This window comes from Streptomyces sp. NPDC101110, from assembly GCF_044759525.1.
Classification (GTDB): Bacteria; Actinomycetota; Actinomycetes; order Streptomycetales; family Streptomycetaceae; genus Streptomyces.
On sequence record NZ_JBIVZM010000024.1, the window covers coordinates 20,697 to 38,534 of the forward strand.

Sequence of the window (17,838 nt, forward strand, 5' to 3'; positions counted from 1 at the left end):
CCGCGTAGCCGCATCCATTACGCCCCACCGTACCGCCTTGCGCCGCGGCCGTGCGGGGAGCGATGTCGTGTTCACTCAGGGCTGCAAACATCAAAACCCCCCGTTCCGTTCCGTATCCTGTGCCCGCTCATTCCCAGTCTGTTCGCCCGCAAGCTCCTTCAGGAGCAGTGCGAGTACGCTCCGTACACTCTCTCTACGAATTTCCGCACGGCCGCCGTTCAACCGCAGAGCCTCCACTTTTCCGCCGCCGGCAGAACCGGCATGCGTCCCGGCGGGACCGTCCACGGCGACGAAGACCGTTCCGACGGGTTGCCCGTCCTGCGGATCGGGGCCCGCGACACCGGTGGTCGCGATGCCCCAGTCGGTGCCGAGCGCCTTGCGCACGCCGGCCGCCATCTGGGCCGCGACCTGCGCATGCACCGCTCCGCGGGCCGCCAGCAGGGCGGCATCGACCTCGAGCAGGTCGCGCTTCAGGTCGGTGGCGTAAGCGGTCACCGAGCCCCGGAAGACCTTGGACGCCCCGGGGACCGACGTGATCTCCGCCGCAACGAGGCCACCGGTCAGCGACTCCGCGACGGCGAGCGTCTCACCCTTCACCGTGAGTAGTCGGACCACGTCGGTGGCCGTGGAACTCACGCTTCCTTCTCCTCCAACGCGGCCTTGCGCGCGGCGATTCCCTGCCTGCGCAAGACAATGGCCTGTTTCACATAGTCGAGCCCGGTCACCACGGTCAGCACAACCGCCGCGGCCATCACCCACCACCTCAGGGTCGCCAGCCACCCCGTCAGTGCGAGCACGTACATGCCGACGGCCACGCCCTGGGTGAGGGTCTTGAGCTTGCCTCCGCGGCTGGCCGGGATGACGCCGTACCGGATGACCAGAAAACGCAGCAGAGTGACCCCGAGTTCCCTGCCGAGGATGACGCCGGTCACCCACCACGGCAGGTCTCCGAGCGCGGACAGACAGATCAGCGCCGCACCCATGATCGCCTTGTCGGCGATCGGGTCGGCGATCTTCCCGAAGTCCGTGACCAGGTTGTAGGTGCGCGCCAGATGACCGTCGAAGAGGTCCGTGATCATGGCGACCGCGAAAGCGGCCCAGGCGAGGGACCGCCATGCCGGGTCGTAACCGCCGTCGGCGAGCATCAGGGCGACGAAGGCCGGTACGAGGACCAGCCGGAGCATGGTCAGAAGGTTGGCGATGTTCCAGACGCTGGCCTGGTTGACGGCCGCGGCAGCGATCTTCCCGCCCCGCGGGGTCTTCCCTTCGCCCTGGACGTCTCCACCGGCCTCCGCACCCAGGACCGCCTCACCGGAACCGGAACCGAGACCGGCACCAGCACCGGCGGTCCCACAGTCCCCGGCGTCGACAGCCCCGTCGTGCCCGCCGTCAGGGGCCCCGCCGGATCCGGCGCCGGGCGCCGCAGCATGCCCCGCACCGGACGGCCCGCCCTCGGCCGACCGCGCGACCGCGGCCCCGGGCGCCGTCCCCGAGGCCGCCGCAGCCGTACCGGCCGCGGCCCTCCTCGCTCCGGAGGGGCCTCCCGCCGCGGATGCCGGGACACCGGTCATCTGCCCGCCTCCTCACTCCACGCAGGCGATGCGAACGAGCCCTGCAGCGGCTCGGCCACCAGGTCGACACCTTCCGTACCGACCACCTTGGCCTCGACCATACGGCCGACACGCAGCCCCGCGCCGCTCGTGAGCAGCACCTGGCCGTCCGTCTCGGGCGCCTGGTGCTCCGCACGGCCGTGGACGCCGTCCTCGTCGACGGACTCGACGAGGACCCGCACGCTCTGGCCGACGCGGTCCTCGGCCCGCTGCGAGACGAGTTCCTCGGCCAGGCGCGAGATGTGGGCCAGTCGCTCGGCGACGACGTCCTCGTCGAGCTTGTTGTCGTAGGTCGCCGCTTCGGTGCCCTCTTCGTCGGAGTAGCCGAAGACGCCGATGGCGTCCAGCCGCGCGCCGTTCAGGAAGCGCTCCAGCTCGGCGAGGTCGGCCTCGCTCTCGCCGGGGAAGCCGACGATGAAGTTGGAGCGGACACCGGCCTCGGGCGCCTTGCTCCGGATGGTGTCGAGCAGTTCGAGGAAGCGGTCGGTGTCGCCGAACCGGCGCATCGCGCGCAGCACGCCGGGCGCGGAGTGCTGGAAGGACAGGTCGAAGTAGGGCGCGACCTTCGGGGTCGAGGTCAGCACGTCGATGAGGCCGGGCCGCATCTCGGCCGGCTGGAGGTAGCTGACACGGACACGCTCGATGCCGTCGACCTCGGCGAGCTCGGGCAGCAGCGACTCCAGCAGGCGGATGTCGCCGAGGTCCTTGCCGTAGGAGGTGTTGTTCTCGGAGACCAGCATGACCTCCTTCACGCCCTGCTCGGCCAGCCACCGGGTCTCGTTCAGCACGTCGCTCGGGCGGCGGGAGATGAAGGAGCCACGGAAGGACGGGATGGCGCAGAAGGAGCAGCGCCGGTCGCAGCCGGAGGCGAGCTTCACGGAGGCGACCGGGGAACCGTCCAGGCGACGACGCAGGGGCGCACGCGGGCCCGAGGCCGGAGCTAGGCCCTCCGGAAGGTCGGCCGGCGCCACGGCGGGCTCGGTCGGGCCGTGTCCGGGCAGGGCGACCTCGGTGGCCGACTCCTGGCGCTCCGCCGGGCTGATCGGCAGCAGTTTGCGCCGGTCCCGCGGGGTGTGGGAGGCGTGAATGCCGCCGTTCAGGATCGTCTGCAGGCGGTCCGAGATGTCCGCGTAGTCGTCGAAGCCGAGCACACCGTCGGCCTCGGGGAGGGCCTCGGCGAGATCCTTGCCGTACCGCTCGGCCATGCAGCCCACCGCCACGACGGCCTGGGTTCTGCCGTGCCCCTTGAGGTCGTTGGCCTCCAGGAGGGCGTCGACGGAGTCCTTCTTGGCGGCTTCGACGAAGCCGCAGGTGTTCACGACGGCGACGTCCGCGTGCTCGGCGTCCTCCACGAGCTGCCAGCCGTCCGCCTCCAAACGGCCTGCGAGCTCCTCCGAGTCCACCTCGTTACGGGCGCAGCCAAGGGTGACGAGTGCGACGGTACGGCGTTCAGGCATGGGCTCAAGACTACTTCGTCCCGCTGACACCCCACGTCGACGGGGTTGGCCGTTTCCCGGCCAACCCCGTACGAACCGGACCTTTCGGCCTGATCACCCGGCCTCGGGGTCGCCCTTCGTGTACGTCAGGCGCTCCACGGACCCCGGCTGGAAGTTCTCCTCGATCTTCTTGCCGTTGACGAAGAGGTCGATCGCGCCGGCGTCACCGAGGACGAGCTGGACCTTCGAGCTGTCCTGGAAGGTCTTGGTGTCGCCCTGCTTCAGGACGCCGTCGAAGATCATCCGGCCGTTGTGGTCCTTGGCGGCGATCCAGCTGCGGCCGTCGGCGGCGGCCACGCGGACGGTGACCTTGTCCTGGGGCGCGGCGGCGATGGCGCTGTCCGACGGTTCGGGGGCGGACTCGGCGGGCTTCTTGCTCTTGGTGGTCGGCGATGCGGAGTCGCTGGGCGTGGAGCCCTCGGCCACGTTCGCCTCGCTGCCGCTGTCGTCACCCTGGAACATCGTGAAGCCGACGAACCCGATCACGGCGACGATCGCGGCGACCATGGCAGCGGTCCAGTTGGGGCCGCGCCGCTCCGGACGGATGCGTTCCGCCTCGAAGAGCGGTGCTGCCGGGGTCGGTGCCGGCCGCCCGCCGTGTTCGTCGCCGTACTGGGCGAGCAGCGGCTCGGGGTCGAGGTGGACGGCCTTGGCCAGGGTCCTGATGTGCCCACGGGCGTAGACGTCCCCACCGCACGGTGAGAAGTCGTCGGCCTCGATCGCATGGACGATGTTCATGCGGACCCGGGTGGCGCTACTGACGTCGTCGACGGTCAGCCCGGCGGCGATGCGAGCCTGCTGCAGGGCACGGCCGATGGAGGGGCGGGCTTCCTCGCGATCTGCTTCGACGTGCTCGTTTTCGAACGGACGCTCGTCTTCAGGGGAGTTGCCGATGGACACGGGGGCGCCTTTCGAGCGTGTAGCCGCCTGTGCTGGAAGTTCAGTCTAGGGGGGTACCAAAAGGGTGGGGCAACCGGGCGGTGTCACTTTGTACGCCATCGGAATGGCCCGACATTCCGATGGCGGGGTCGCTGTTCGTCGCTTCCCTCAACTTGACGTACGCCGACGGGAAACGGTTGCTCGATGATCCCTCACGGGTGGGTCACGATCCGGACCCGATTGCCGTCACACCCCGTGCGGCGACCACCGTCTCCCGCTTCCCTACCCTTCAGACTCCCCCCGGATCAGGGCGAGCACGCCATCCAGTTCATCAGGCTTCACAAGAACGTCACGAGCCTTCGAACCCTCACTCGGTCCGACGATGTTCCGGGACTCCATGAGGTCCATCAGCCGGCCTGCCTTGGCGAAGCCGACGCGCAGCTTGCGCTGGAGCATGGACGTCGACCCGAACTGCGTGGAGACGACCAGTTCGGCCGCCTGGCACAGCAGGTCGAGGTCGTCGCCGATGTCCTCGTCGATCTCCTTCTTCTGCTTGGTGCCCACGACGACGTCGTCCCGGAAGACGGGCGTCATCTGGTCCTTGCAGTGCCGGACGACGCCCGCGATCTCCTCCTCGGTGACGAACGCGCCCTGCATACGGGTGGGCTTGTTGGCCCCCATCGGCAGGAACAGCCCGTCGCCCTTGCCGATGAGCTTCTCGGCGCCGGGCTGGTCGAGGATGACGCGCGAGTCGGCCAGCGAGGACGTGGCGAACGCCAGGCGTGACGGCACGTTCGCCTTGATCAGGCCGGTGACGACGTCCACCGACGGCCGCTGCGTGGCGAGCACCAGGTGGATGCCGGCCGCGCGCGCGAGCTGCGTGATGCGCACGATCGCGTCCTCGACGTCGCGCGGCGCGACCATCATCAGGTCGGCGAGCTCGTCGACGATGACCAGCAGGTACGGGTACGGCTGGAGCTCGCGCTCGCTGCCCTCGGGCGGTTTGACCTTGCCCTCGCGCACGGCCTTGTTGAAGTCGTCGATGTGCCGGTAGCCGTAGGCGGCGAGGTCGTCGTAGCGCAGATCCATCTCGCGCACGACCCACTGGAGCGCCTCGGCGGCCCGCTTGGGGTTGGTGATGATCGGCGTGATCAGGTGCGGGATGCCCTCGTACGCGGTCAGTTCGACCCGCTTGGGGTCGACGAGGATCATCCGGACGTCCTCGGGGGTCGCCCGCATCATGATCGAGGTGATCAGGCAGTTGATGCAGGACGACTTTCCGGAGCCGGTGGCGCCGGCGACCAGCATGTGCGGCATCTTCGCCAGCGAGTGCATGACGTAGCCGCCCTCGACGTCCTTGCCGAATGCGACCAGCATCGGATCGTCGTCCTCGGCGGACTCCGCCAGACGGAGTACGTCGCCGAGGTTGACCATCTCCCGGTCGGTGTTCGGGATCTCGATGCCGACCGCGGACTTGCCGGGGATGGGGCTGATGATCCGCACGTCCGGGCTGGCGACGGCGTAGGCGATGTTCTTCGTCAGGGCGGTGATCCGCTCGACCTTCACGGCGGGGCCGAGCTCGACCTCGTAGCGCGTGACCGTCGGACCGCGGGTGAAGCCGGTGACGCCGGCGTCCACCTTGAATTCGGTGAAGACCGTCGTCAGCGACTCGACGATGAGGTCGTTGGCGGCACTGCGGGCCTTGCCCGGGCCGCCGCGCTCCAGCAGGTCCAGCGACGGCAGCGAGTACGTGATGTCGCCGGAGAGCTGGAGCTGCTCCGCGCGCGCGGGCATGTCGCGGGGTTCGGCGGGCGGGGCCTTGGTGAGGTCGCGCACGCCGGGCTTCGGCCGCTGCGGTTCGGGCGCGGACTGCTCGGCCTTGTCCTGCTTGAGCTTCTCCTGCTGGGGGCGCGCGGCCGGGACGGGCGTCGGCGTGGTCGCCTCCTGGTCCCCCACGCGTACGCCCTGGGTGAGGTCGGCGACGACCGGGGAGGGCGGCATGCCGTGCAGCACGGCGCCGTCGAGGGCCGCGGCGGCCGCCGCGGCGACGTCCACCGCGTCCCTGGGCCGGTCCATGTCGGGCTGCGGCACCGCCGAGCGGCGCGGACGGCCACGACGCCGCGTGAGGGCCTCCTGCTCGGCACCGTCGGGGTCGTACGCCTCGGGCGCCGGCGCGCGCCTGCCGCGCGGGCGCGCGGGCAGCGCCTCGCGCCACTGCTCGTCGTAACGCTCCTCGTCGTCGGCGAAGGCGAACTCGTCCTCGGCCGGGTCGCGGACGAGCCCGAGGCGCACCCCGAGCAGCCGCAGCCGCTGCGGGATGGCGTTGACCGGGGTCGCCGTGACGACCAGCAGCCCGAAGACCGTGAGCAGCACCAGCAGCGGCACGGCGAGCACGTCGCCCATGGCGTACGACAGCGGGGTCGCCATGCCCCAGCCGATGAGGCCGCCGGCGTCCCTTATGGCCTGCATGCCGTCACCGCGCGCGGGTGAGCCGCACGCGATGTGGACCTGGCCGAGCACGCCGATGACGAGCGCGGACAGGCCGATGACGATGCGTCCGTTGGCCTCGGGCTTCTCCGGGTGCCGGATGAACCGCACGGCGATGACCGCGAGGAGTATCGGCACGAGCAGGTCCAGGCGGCCGAAGGCACCGGTGACGAGGATCTCCACCAGGTCGCCCACCGGGCCCTTGAGGTCGGCCCAGGTGCCCGCGGCGACGATCAGCGCGATGGCGAGCAGCAGCAGCGCGACACCGTCCTTGCGGTGGGCCGGGTCGAGGTTCTTGGCGCCCTGCCCTATGCCGCGGAACACGGCACCGACGGCGTGCGCCACACCGAGCCATACGGCCCGCACCAGCCGGTAGATGCCACCGGTGGGACTGGGAGCCGGTCTGGGCGCAACCTTCTTGGCCGCGGCCTTCCGGGCGGGCGCCTTTTTCGCGGGAGCCTTCTTGGCGGCGGCCTTCTTCGCCGGAGCCTTCGAGGCCGCCTTCTTCGCGGGCGACGGCTTCTTGGCTGCGGAGGGACGTGAGGCCATGTGTGTGAGGTTACCGGGGGAGACGACAGGGGACACGTGTGTCCACGGCTTCACCCGTTCGTGTCGCTCCGGGAGAGGCGCCAAACTGACGCGCGGTCACGGGCGGGCAATGCCGCCTGCGCGCGCGTCAGTGGCGGGCAATGCCGCCTGCCCGCACGTCAGTTCTGCGAGGACACCGAGGAGGTGCTCCCGGTGCCCGGCTCCAGCGCGTCCAGCGCCCGCCGCAACCCCGTGAGCTTGCGCTCCAGATGAGCCGCCGTGGCCACCGCGGCGGCGTCCGTCGACTCGTCGTTGAGCTGTTTGGTCAGCGCTTCGGCCTGCTCCTCGACGGCCGCGAGCCGCGCGGAGAGCTCCGCGAGCAGCCCGGCCGACTCCTTGGCCTCACCGCCCGCGTCCTTGCCGTTGCCCTCCAACTGGAGCCGCAGCAGCGACGCCTGCTCCCGCAGCTGGCAGTTCTTCATGTACAGCTCGACGAAGACGGAGACCTTCGCGCGCAGCACCCACGGGTCGAACGGCTTGGAGATGTAGTCCACCGCGCCCGCCGCGTAGCCCCGGAAGGTGTGGTGCGGGCCGTGGTTGATCGCCGTGAGGAAGATGATCGGGATGTCCCGGGTCCGCTCGCGCCGTTTGATGTGCGCGGCCGTCTCGAAGCCGTCCATTCCCGGCATCTGGACATCCAGCAGGATGACCGCGAAGTCGTCCGTGAGCAGCGCTTTGAGCGCTTCCTCCCCGGACGATGCCCGCACCAGCGTCTGATCGAGCGCAGAGAGGATCGCCTCCAGCGCCAGCAGATTCTCCGGCCGGTCATCGACCAGGAGGATCTTGGCCTTCTGCACCATGGCCCGCCCTCCTCGCCCCGGCGTGGGGCCTCCCCTGTCCGCAGGACCTGTGACAGCACCGGTGGGTGCCGCCCCAGCGGACGACTCCCTTGCGCCGCCCGTCCTTGTGCCGGTCATCGTAGCCGCACCCTGCCCGTCGCCACACCCTGTCACCGTGATGTCACTGTGCACGTAGCGGAAACGCAGCAGGAGACCAGAAGGTTCCCCAGATCCTGTACTTCTACACGACTATGCGCACACCGAGTCCGCGACTCCGTGTGAACACCGAACCTTCCCGTCATGGTCGCGCAACTGCCCAACGTTCCCCTCATTCTCCTCGCATCCACTGATCCATCACCGCCAGCAGATGATCGGGATCGACCGGCTTCGTCACGTAGTCGGACGCGCCGGATTCGATCGCCTTCTCACGGTCGCCCTTCATCGCCTTGGCGGTCAGCGCGATGATCGGCAGACCGGCGAACTGCGGCATCCGGCGGATCGCCGTGGTCGTGGCGTACCCGTCCATCTCGGGCATCATGATGTCCATCAGCACGACCGCCACGTCGTCGTGCTGCTCCAGGACCTCGATGCCCTCCCGGCCGTTCTCCGCGTACAGCACGGACAGGCCGTGCTGCTCCAGGACGCTGGTCAGGGCGAAGACGTTGCGGATGTCGTCGTCGACGATCAGGACCTTCTGGCCGCCGAAGCGGATACCGCGGTGCGGCTTCGGCGCCGGCTCCTGCTCGGACGGTGTCCACTGCTCCAGCTGGGCCGGTCGCGGCGGCAGCTCGGGCATCCTGCGGCGCCGCCGGAAAAGGGCGGCAGGCCCGTTCTGCGTCTCGCGGTACGACTGCACCTCGGCCGGCGTCTCGGTCTCCACGTCCGACAGCTCGGACGGGTCGGCCGTCGACGCCACCAGTTCACCGGCCTCCAGTGTCGGCAGCTGCTGCTGGTAGCCCTGAGGCGGCAGTTCACTGGGGTGCAGCGGCAGATACAGCGTGAAGGTCGAGCCGCGCCCCGTCTCGCTCTGCGCGTGGATCTCACCGCCGAGCAGCTGGGCGATCTCCCGCGAGATGGACAGCCCGAGCCCCGTCCCGCCGTACTTCCGGCTGGTCGTGCCGTCGGCCTGCTTGAACGCCTCGAAGATCACCCGCATCTTGCTGGACGCGATGCCGATCCCGGTGTCGGTCACGGAGAACGCGATCAGCTCGGCGTTGGGGTCGGTCAACGACCCGGTTTCCAGCAGCTGTTCCCTGATCCGCTGCGGCACGTCGTCCCGCGCCGGCCTGATGACCAGCTCCACCGAACCGGAGTCTGTGAACTTCACCGCGTTCGACAGCAGGTTGCGCAGCACCTGCAGCAGCCGCTGTTCGTCGGTGTGCAGCGTCGCGGGCAGCTCCGGCGAGACCCGCACCGACAGGTCCAGGCCCTTCTCCGCGGTCAGCGGCCGGAACGTGGCCTCCACGTAGTCCACCAGCTGGACCAGCGCGATCCGCGTCGGGGAGACGTCCATCTTGCCCGCCTCGACCTTCGACAGGTCGAGGATGTCGTTGATCAGCTGGAGCAGGTCGGAACCGGCCCCGTGGATCGTCTCGGCGAACTCGACCTGCTTCGGGGAGAGGTTCCCCTCGGCGTTGTCGGCGAGCAGCTTGGCCAGGATCAGCAGTGAGTTGAGCGGCGTACGCAGCTCGTGCGACATGTTCGCGAGGAACTCACTCTTGTAGCGCATCGACACCGCGAGCTGCTCGGCGCGCTCCTCCAGGACCTGCCGCGCCTCCTCGATCTCGGTGTTCTTCACCTCGATGTCGCGGTTCTGCTGGGCCAGCAGCTCGGCCTTCTCCTCCAGTTCGGCGTTGGACGCCTGGAGGGCCTTCTGCCGCTGTTCCAACTCGGCCGAGCGCTCGCGCAGTTGCTCGGTCAGCTCCTGCGACTGCGCCAGCAGCAGCTCGGTCTTGGTGTTGACGGAGATGGTGTTGACGCTCGTCGCGATCATCTCCGCGATCTGGTTCAGGAAGTCCTTCTGGATCTGCGTGAACGGCGTGAAGGACGCCAGCTCGATCACCCCGAGCACGCTGCCCTCGAACAGCACTGGCAGCACGATCACCTGCGCGGGCGGCGCCTCACCGAGGCCCGAGGAGATCTTCAGATAGCCGCTCGGCGCGTTCTCCACCAGGATCGTGCGCTTCTCCTCGGCAGCCGTCCCGACCAGCGCCTCACCCGGCTGGAACGACGTCGGCATCGAGCCCATCGAGTAGCCGTAGCTGCCGAGCATGCGCAGCTCGTACTGGTCTTCATCCGTGGCGCTCATGTCCTCGCCGTCGACGAGCGGCATCGCCACGAAGAACGCGCCGTGCTGCGCGGAGACGACCGGCGTCAGCTCGCTCATGATCAGCGACGCCACGTCCTCCAGGTCCCGGCGGCCCTGCATCAGCGCCGAGATCCGGGCCAGGTTGCCCTTCAGCCAGTCCTGCTCCTTGTTGGCGATCGTGGTGTCGCGCAGGTTGGCGATCATCTTGTTGATGTAGTCCTGGAGCTCCTGGATCTCCCCGGACGCGTCCACGTCGATCTTCAGGTTCAGATCGCCGCGGGTCACCGCGGTCGCCACGCGAGCGATGGCACGCACCTGCCGGGTCAGGTTCCCGGCCATCTCGTTCACCGACTCCGTCAGGTCACGCCAGGTGCCGTCCACGTCACGCACGCGCGCCTGGCCGCCCAGCTGCCCTTCCGTGCCCACCTCACGGGCCACCCGGGTGACCTCCTCGGCGAACGACGACAGCTGGTCGACCATCGTGTTGATGGTCGTCTTCAGCTCCAGGATCTCGCCGCGCGCGTCGATGTCGATCTTCTTGGTCAGGTCGCCCTTGGCGATCGCCGTGGTCACCATGGCGATGTTGCGCACCTGACCGGTCAGGTTGGACGCCATCTGGTTCACGGACTCGGTGAGGTCCTTCCACGTCCCCGCCACACCGGGCACGTGCGCCTGTCCGCCGAGGATGCCGTCCGTGCCCACCTCACGGGCCACCTTGGTGACCTGCTCGGCGAACGAACTGAGCGTCTTCACCATCGTGTTGATGGTGTCGGCGAGCTGCGCGACCTCACCGCGCGCCTCGATGGTGACCTGCCGCGTCAGGTCACCGTTGGCGACCGCCGCGGAGACCTGGGAGATGTTCCGCACCTGAGTGGTGAGGTTCTTCGCCATCAGGTTGACGTTGTCGCTCAGGTCCTTCCAGATGCCCGTGACACCCGGCACGTGCGCCTGGCCGCCCAGGATGCCCTCGGTGCCCACCTCACGGGCCACCCGCGTCACCTGCTCGGCGAACGACGACAGCTGGTCGACCATCGTGTTGACGGTCGTGACCAGCTCGAGGATCTCGCCCTTGGCGTCGACGGTGATCTTCTTCGACAGATCACCCCGGGCCACCGCCGTCGTGACCTCGGCGATGTTGCGCACCTGGATGGTCAGGTTGTTCGCCATGCCGTTCACGGACTGGGTGAGGTCCTTCCAGGTGCCGGAGACACCCTGCACCTCGGCCTGACCACCGAGGATGCCCTCGGTACCCACCTCACGGGCCACTCGGGTGACCTCTTCGGCGAACGACGACAGCTGGTCCACCATCGTGTTCAGGGTGTTCTTCAGCTCCAGGATCTCCCCGCGCGCGTCCACGGTGATCTTCTGCGACAGATCACCCCGGGCCACCGCCGTGGCCACCTGGGCGATGTTGCGCACCTGGCCGGTCAGGTTGGACGCCATGCCGTTCACGGAGTCCGTCAGGTCACGCCACACCCCGGCCACGCCCGGCACCTGCGCCTGACCGCCCAGCCGGCCGTCCGTGCCCACCTCGCGGGCGACCCTGGTCACCTGGTCGGCGAAGGCCGAAAGCTGGTCGACCATCGTGTTGATGGTGTTCTTCAGCTCCAGGATCTCCCCGCGCGCGTCCACGTCGATCTTCTGCGACAGGTCACCACGGGCCACCGCCGTCGTCACCTGCGCGATGTTGCGTACCTGGGAAGTGAGGTTCCCGGCCATCGAGTTGACGGAGTCGGTGAGCTCCTTCCAGGTGCCCGACACACCGTCGACACGGGCCTGACCGCCCAGACGGCCCTCCGTGCCCACGTCCCGGGCCATCCGCGTCACCTGGTCGGCGAAGCTCGACAGCTGGTCCACCATCGTGTTCACGGTGTTCTTCAGCTTGAGCATCTCGCCGGATACGTCGACGGTGACCTTCTGCGAGAGGTCACCGTTGGCCACCGCCGTCGTCACCTGCGCGATGTTCCGCACCTGACCGGTGAGGTTCCGGAACGCCGTGTTGACGGAGTCCGTCAGGTCCTTCCACGTGCCCGCAGCGCCCGGCACCTGCGCCTGGCCGCCCAGTTCACCCTCGACACCGATCTCCCGCGCCACACGCGTCACTTCGGCACCGAACGCGGACAGCTGATCCACCATCGTGTTGACGGTGTTCTTCAGCTCCAGCATCTCGCCGGCCACGTCGACGGTGACCTTCTGCGAGAGGTCACCGTTGGCCACCGCCGTCGTCACCGCGGCGATGTCCCGCACCTGAGTGGTCAGATTCCGGAAGACCGTGTTCACCGAATCGGTGAGGTCCTTCCACGTCCCCGCCGCACCCGGCACGTTCGCCTGACCGCCGAGCTGCCCCTCGGCACCGACCTCGTTGGCCACACGCGTGACCTCGTCCGCGAAGATGCGCAGCGTCTCGGTCATCTGGTTGATCGTGTCGGCGAGCTGCGCGACCTCACCGCGCGCCGGCACGGTCACCTTGCGCGACAGATCACCGTTGGCGACCGCGGTCGTCACCTCCGCGATCCCACGTACCTGAGCCGTCAGATTCCCGGCCATCGTGTTCACCGAATCGGTGAGTTCTTTCCACACACCGGCGACGCCCGGCACCTGCGCCTGACCGCCCAGCGCGCCCTCGGTACCCACCTCGCGGGCCACCCGTGTGACCTCGGACGAGAACGCCGACAGCTGATCCACCATCGTGTTGACGGTGTTCTTCAGCTCCAGCATCTCGCCGGCCACCTGGACCGTGACCTTCCGCGACAGATCACCCTTGGCGACCGCCGTCGTCACCAGCGCGATGTCCCTCACCTGGGCCGTCAGCCGGTACGCCATCGTGTTGACGGAGTCCGTCAGGTCCCGCCAGGAGCCCGACATGCCCCGCACCCGGGCCTGCCCGCCCAGCTTGCCCTCGGTGCCCACCTCACTGGCCACACGCGTGACCTCGTCGGTGAACGTCGACAGCTGGTCGACCAGGTTGTTGACGGTCCGTCCGACCTTCAGGAACTCGCCCCGCAGAGGCTGACCGTTCCCGTCAGGCACCTGGGTCCGCAGCTCCATCCGCGGCGACAGATCGCCCTCCGCCACCGCCGACAGCACCCGGCCGACCTCGGAAACCGGCCGCACCAGGTCGTCCACCAGGGCATTCGAGTTGTCGATCGCCGTCGCCCAGGAACCCTCACAGGCACCCGTCTCCAGCCGCTCGGTCAGCTTGCCCTCACGGCCCACCATCCGCCGCACCCGCGACAGCTCACCCGTCAGGTGCAGATTGCGGTCGGCCACCTCGTTGAAGACCGCCGCGATCTCGGCCATCACGCCGTCGCCCGACACCGTGAGCCGCTTGCGGAAATTCCCGTCCCGCATGGACACCAGGGCCGCCATCAGCCGGTTCAGGGCAGCCGTGTCCACCTCGGTCGTGCCGCTGCGCACCTTGCCCTGGTTGACCGGGGACTGTCCGCCCTTGGCGCGCGTCTTCTTGCCACGCGTCGCTGCGCCAGACTCCACTGTGTCCCTCCCGCAGGGGTCGACCGTCACTGCTGTGCTCGGGTACCGCACTCGGCGTACCAGTTACTACTGCGTATTCTCTGCCCTGCATACCAGGCCGCTTCCAGGGGGCTGCTGCCCCCGCTCACCGTCGGACACACAGCCTGCCCGGACCTTCACAGGAAGCCTGCCCAGTGTTTCACCCCGGCCGAACCAGGCCATAACAGTTCGGCAGCTTCGCACATCGTCCGCACACCCTCCGGACGGAAACACTGCAGACCGGCATCCGCACGGACCGCGAAGGTAAGTAACCTTGCATCCGGCTGTCCAGCCGCGCCGGTCCCGTCCGGCCTGGGCGGTGGCACGAAGACGAGCGGGCATCGGAGGGGCGGCCGCACACAACATGACCACCGGACTGATCCCGGGGGAACAGCCCTCGGACCCCCGGCCGACGGGCAGCCTGCCGCAGCAGCGGCGCGAACCGGTCGGCCCCGCAGCCCAGCACGTCGAGAACCGGTCGAGGAGTTCTGTGATCACCGCGCGCGCGGCCGCCAGTTTCGAGCCCGTCGGGCGCTCGGTCGCGAGCGCCCGCTCGTTCGTCCGCGACACCCTCCAGGGCTGGGGTTTCGCCGACATCGTCGACGACGCCGTGGTTCTCACCAGCGAACTGGTGACCAACGCCGTGGTCCACGCCGGCACCTCCGCCGACGTGCTGTGCCTGCGCAGCGACGACGGCGTACGCATCGAGGTGGCCGACCGCTACCCCGAACGCGAGATCCCCCTCCAGGGCACCGCCGTCAACATGGGCAGCCCCGACCGCGAAGGGGGCCGCGGCCTCCAGCTGTGCGCGGCCCTCGCCGGCCGCTGGGGCGTCGAGTACACCCCCACCCACAAGACCGTCTGGTTCCAACTGGACCTGCCCGCACGCGCGGTGGGCACCCGGGCGGCCGGCCCGGCCCTCCCCTCCGACCTCCTTCCCCTCGCCGACGGCCGGGTCCGCGTCGCCGTCATCCAGATCGACCGCACCGGCCACATCTCCGCCTGGAACGAGGACGCCGAGGAACTCTTCGGTTACCCCGCCGAGCAGGTCACCGGCAAGCCTCTGACCGACCTCGCGGCCTGGCCCCACACGCCCGGCACCAGTACCGGCATCGCGGAAGCCCTCCGCCTCTCCCGCTGGGAAGGCAGCTACGGCATCCGCGCCGCCACCGGCCGCGTCACCCCCGTCTACGCCTCCCACCTGCGCGTCCGCGACACCGGCGGCGAGCCGTCAACCGTGTGCCTCCTGGTACGGGACCACGAACGGGCAGTTCTGCAGACGCCCCTGCGCGGGCCCGCCTCGGACAGTTCGACCGGCTCCGAGGGCCAGAGCACCGACCCCTTCGAGGTCTTCATCGGCTCCCCCGCCCCGGACGACCTCGACGGTCTCCTCCAGCGCACGGTGGAACGCGCCCGGGACATGCTCGACGGCGACTCGGCGTTCCTCCTGCTGGCCACCGACGACGAGACGGAACTGGAGGTCCGCGCCTCCACCGGTCTCCCCTCCGCCCGCCAGCGCTTCGCCCGTGTCCCCGTGGAGGCCGGCCCCGGCCGCTACGGCTCGGCCCGCATGCCCGCCGTCCACGACGACCTGACCGCGGTCCCCGGCGCGGTACCGCTGCTCAACAGCACGGGCATGCGCTCGGTCGTCACCGTCCCGCTGAAGGTCGAGGGCCGCCTCACCGGCTCCCTCGGCGTCGCCGCCGAAGCGCCCTCCCGATACTCCAACGAGGAGGCCCTGCGTCTCCAGTTCGCCGCCGACCGCATCGCTCTCGCCGTCGAGTCGGCCCGTCTGGGTGAACTGGAGCGCCTGCGCCGCGGCTCCCTCAGCTTCCTCGTCGAGGCCTCCGACCTGCTGGCCGGCACCCTGGACCGGGACCAGACCCTGGCCCTCATGGCCCAGATGACCGTCCCGACCCTCGCCACCTGGTGCGCCGTGTACACGATCGCCGACCAGGCCTCCGAGCCCTACCTCTCCTACGTGCTGCACGAGGACGAGGAACTCATCGACGGCATCAAGTCCCTGCTGTCGAAGGTCCCGCCGCCCGACCCGGTCCCCACCCCGGGCGCCCGCGTGTGGACGGCCCCCGGCGAGGTCGCCCACCAGGCGGCCCTGCGCAGCTCCATGCGCAGCCTCGGCCTCAGTGGCAGCCCCACCCGCCAGGTCACACCGGGCATCGGCCCCACCCTGGCCACCGCCTCCGCCGTCGGCGGCGAGACCGTCGTCCTTCCCCTGGTCGCCCGCAACCGCGTCATCGGCATGCTGACCCTCGGCAAGCCGACCGACGAGCACTTCCGCCAGGAGATCCTGGAACTCGCCGAGGACCTCTCCCGCCGAGCCGCGCTGGCCCTGGACAACGCCCGCCTCTACTCGGAGCGCACGGCGATCAGCCAGTCTCTCCAGCGCAGCCTGCTCCCCCCGGAACTTCCCGAGATCGAGGGCGTCGAGGTCGAGGTCATCTACCGCGCCGCGGGCGAGGGCAACGAGGTCGGCGGCGACTTCTACGACGTCTTCCCCATCAGCGACGGCGCCTACGGCTTCGCCATCGGCGACGTGTGCGGCACCGGCCCGAACGCGGCGGCCGTCACGGGCCTGGCCCGCCACGCCCTGCGCCTGCTGGCCCGGGAGGGCCTCAGCGGCCCCGCGGTCCTGGAGCGCCTCAACTCCGCGATCCTCGACGAAGGCGCCCGCAGCCGCTTCCTCACCCTCCTCTACGGCGAGATGCGCCCCCAGGAGGACGGCAGCGCCGAGCTGAAGGTCGTCTGTGCCGGGCACCCGCTCCCGCTGCGTCTGCGCCAGGACGGCTCGGTCGAACCGGCCGCGGAACCCCAGCCGCTCCTCGGCGTCATCGAGGACCTGGAGCTCTACGAGCAGACCGTCACCCTCGATGCGGGCGATGTCCTCCTGTGCGTCACGGACGGCGTCACCGAGCGCCGTGAGGGTGCGCGCATGCTCGGCGACGACGGCCTCGCCGATGTCCTCACGACCTGCACGGGCCTGACGGCCGGCGCCGTCGCTGCCCGCATCATGCGCGCGGTGGAACGCTTCGCGTCGGACGCCCCGTCGGACGACATGGCGATCCTGGCGATGCGCGTCCCCGGCCCGCACAAGGATTAGGAGAACGCGAAAGGCCCCACCCGAGAGGGTGGGGCCTTTTCTGCTGGAGCCCCCAAGCGGAATCGAACCGCTGACCTTCTCCTTACCATGGAGACGCTCTACCGACTGAGCTATAGGGGCCTGTTGCTTTGCGAAGTTTCCCCCGCGGCAACGGAATAGATCATACCCCGAACACACCCGTGCTCCCAACCACGTCAGAACGCGGGCTGCAGCAGCCCTCCGAGGGCGTTGCACGCGGACACGATGCGCTGCATGTCCCGCTTGGTCAGCGACGCGTCCACAGGCAGCGCGAGCGTCTCGTCGGAGGCCCGCTCGGTCTCCGGCAGGGCGATGCACCTCCGGAATTCGGGCAGCCGGTGCACGGGCGTCTTCACAGGCACCCGGCACGCAACTCCCCTGGCCCGCACGGCCCGTGCGAAGGCATCCCGATCGGGCCGCCCGTTGCCGGGCACCCGCACGACGTACTGCTGGTAGGTGTGCCCGTCGCCGTCGTCCGGCACCCGGACACCCCTCAACTTGGCGTGGAGGTAACCCGCACGCTCCCTGCGCTGGGCTATCTCGTCGTACGGCGCCTCGGACTCGCCCTGTTCAAGGACGAGCAGTCCGTGCCGCTGTCCGAGCGCGTGCAGCCGCGGAACGTCCGCGAGCCGGCCGAAGCGGTGTACGACAACCACGGCCGCGGTACGCGGAGTCACCGCCGCTTCCACAGCAGCGGCGTCGAGGCAGTAGGTGGCGGGGTCTATGTCGGCGAACACCGGCAGAGCCCCGGCCTTGGCAACGGCCTCGGCGACCTCGACGTTCCCGAAGGCCGGCACCACGACCTCGTCACCGACTCCGACACCGGCGGCCCTGAGCATTGCAGCAGTACCCATGCTGTGGATGCTCGTCGTGCCACGTGAACTTCAAGTGACGCGAAACAAAAAAGGGTTGGACCCGAAACCGAAGTTCCGGGTCCAACCCTTTCAATGATTGTTCGGCGGCGTCCTACTCTCCCACAGGGTCCCCCCTGCAGTACCATCGGCGCTGTAAGGCTTAGCTTCCGGGTTCGGAATGTAACCGGGCG

The 17,838-nt window shown here is 69.4% G+C and carries 9 protein-coding genes, 1 tRNA gene and 1 rRNA gene; 1 reads left to right on the forward strand and 10 read right to left on the reverse strand.

Annotation, left to right across the window (positions count from 1 at the left end):
• Positions 1-90: 90 nt before the first annotated feature.
• The 7 genes from ACIQU3_RS36240 to ACIQU3_RS36270 form a co-directional block, all read right to left on the reverse strand.
• A complete protein-coding gene (locus ACIQU3_RS36240) occupies positions 91-636 on the reverse strand; it encodes a CinA family protein (protein ID WP_403738708.1) in 546 nt (181 codons plus the stop codon).
• Positions 633-1,571, reverse strand: coding sequence for a CDP-diacylglycerol--glycerol-3-phosphate 3-phosphatidyltransferase (gene pgsA, locus ACIQU3_RS36245; protein ID WP_403929931.1), 939 nt, complete (start codon positions 1,569-1,571; stop codon positions 633-635). The genes ACIQU3_RS36240 and pgsA overlap by 4 nt, the downstream gene beginning before the upstream one ends.
• Entirely contained in the window at positions 1,568-3,067 is a 1,500-nt protein-coding gene (gene rimO / locus ACIQU3_RS36250) for a 30S ribosomal protein S12 methylthiotransferase RimO (protein ID WP_403738702.1), read from the reverse strand. Before rimO ends, pgsA begins: the two co-directional genes overlap by 4 nt.
• Before the next feature lie 93 nt (positions 3,068-3,160).
• On the reverse strand, positions 3,161-4,006 hold the full coding sequence (locus ACIQU3_RS36255; protein ID WP_403738699.1) for a helix-turn-helix domain-containing protein: 846 nt from the start codon (positions 4,004-4,006) through the stop codon (positions 3,161-3,163).
• A 261-nt stretch (positions 4,007-4,267) separates the two neighbouring features.
• On the reverse strand, positions 4,268-7,021 hold the full coding sequence (locus tag ACIQU3_RS36260) for a DNA translocase FtsK 4TM domain-containing protein (RefSeq protein WP_403738696.1): 2,754 nt from the start codon (positions 7,019-7,021) through the stop codon (positions 4,268-4,270).
• Positions 7,022-7,179: 158 nt separating this feature from the next.
• A complete protein-coding gene (locus ACIQU3_RS36265) occupies positions 7,180-7,860 on the reverse strand; it encodes a two-component system response regulator (protein ID WP_030853408.1) in 681 nt (226 codons plus the stop codon).
• A 307-nt stretch (positions 7,861-8,167) separates the two neighbouring features.
• The gene (locus tag ACIQU3_RS36270; protein WP_403738692.1) at positions 8,168-13,639 is read right to left on the reverse strand and encodes a HAMP domain-containing protein; all 5,472 of its coding nucleotides are present in this window, start codon (positions 13,637-13,639) and stop codon (positions 8,168-8,170) included.
• A 382-nt stretch (positions 13,640-14,021) separates the two neighbouring features.
• Here ACIQU3_RS36270 and ACIQU3_RS36275 point away from each other — a divergent pair, with 382 nt between their 5' ends.
• Positions 14,022-16,775: a SpoIIE family protein phosphatase gene (locus ACIQU3_RS36275; protein WP_403738689.1), complete on the forward strand. Its 2,754-nt coding sequence runs from the start codon at positions 14,022-14,024 to the stop codon at positions 16,773-16,775.
• 44 nt (positions 16,776-16,819) lie between these two features.
• Here the strand turns inward: ACIQU3_RS36275 and ACIQU3_RS36280 are convergent.
• The 3 genes from ACIQU3_RS36280 to rrf all read right to left on the reverse strand — a co-directional run.
• Positions 16,820-16,895 (reverse strand) — tRNA-Thr (locus ACIQU3_RS36280).
• A gap of 74 nt (positions 16,896-16,969) precedes the next feature.
• The gene (locus tag ACIQU3_RS36285; protein ID WP_403739219.1) at positions 16,970-17,632 is read right to left on the reverse strand and encodes a DegT/DnrJ/EryC1/StrS family aminotransferase; all 663 of its coding nucleotides are present in this window, start codon (positions 17,630-17,632) and stop codon (positions 16,970-16,972) included.
• 114 nt (positions 17,633-17,746) lie between these two features.
• Positions 17,747-17,838, reverse strand: a 5S ribosomal RNA gene (rrf, locus tag ACIQU3_RS36290); the annotation flags it as partial.

What these genes read in the sequence shown, in the direction of transcription:
- pgsA (WP_403929931.1), bottom strand. Translation starts at nt 1,571, where the DNA reads ATGACCGGTGTCCCGGCATCCGCGGCGGGAGGCCCCTCCGGAGCGAGG.
- rimO (WP_403738702.1), bottom strand. Translation starts at nt 3,067, where the DNA reads ATGCCTGAACGCCGTACCGTCGCACTCGTCACCCTTGGCTGCGCCCGT.
- ACIQU3_RS36260 (WP_403738696.1), bottom strand. Translation starts at nt 7,021, where the DNA reads ATGGCCTCACGTCCCTCCGCAGCCAAGAAGCCGTCGCCCGCGAAGAAG.
- ACIQU3_RS36265 (WP_030853408.1), bottom strand. Translation starts at nt 7,860, where the DNA reads ATGGTGCAGAAGGCCAAGATCCTCCTGGTCGATGACCGGCCGGAGAAT.
- ACIQU3_RS36275 (WP_403738689.1), top strand. Translation starts at nt 14,022, where the DNA reads ATGACCACCGGACTGATCCCGGGGGAACAGCCCTCGGACCCCCGGCCG.
- ACIQU3_RS36285 (WP_403739219.1), bottom strand. Translation starts at nt 17,632, where the DNA reads ATGCTCAGGGCCGCCGGTGTCGGAGTCGGTGACGAGGTCGTGGTGCCG.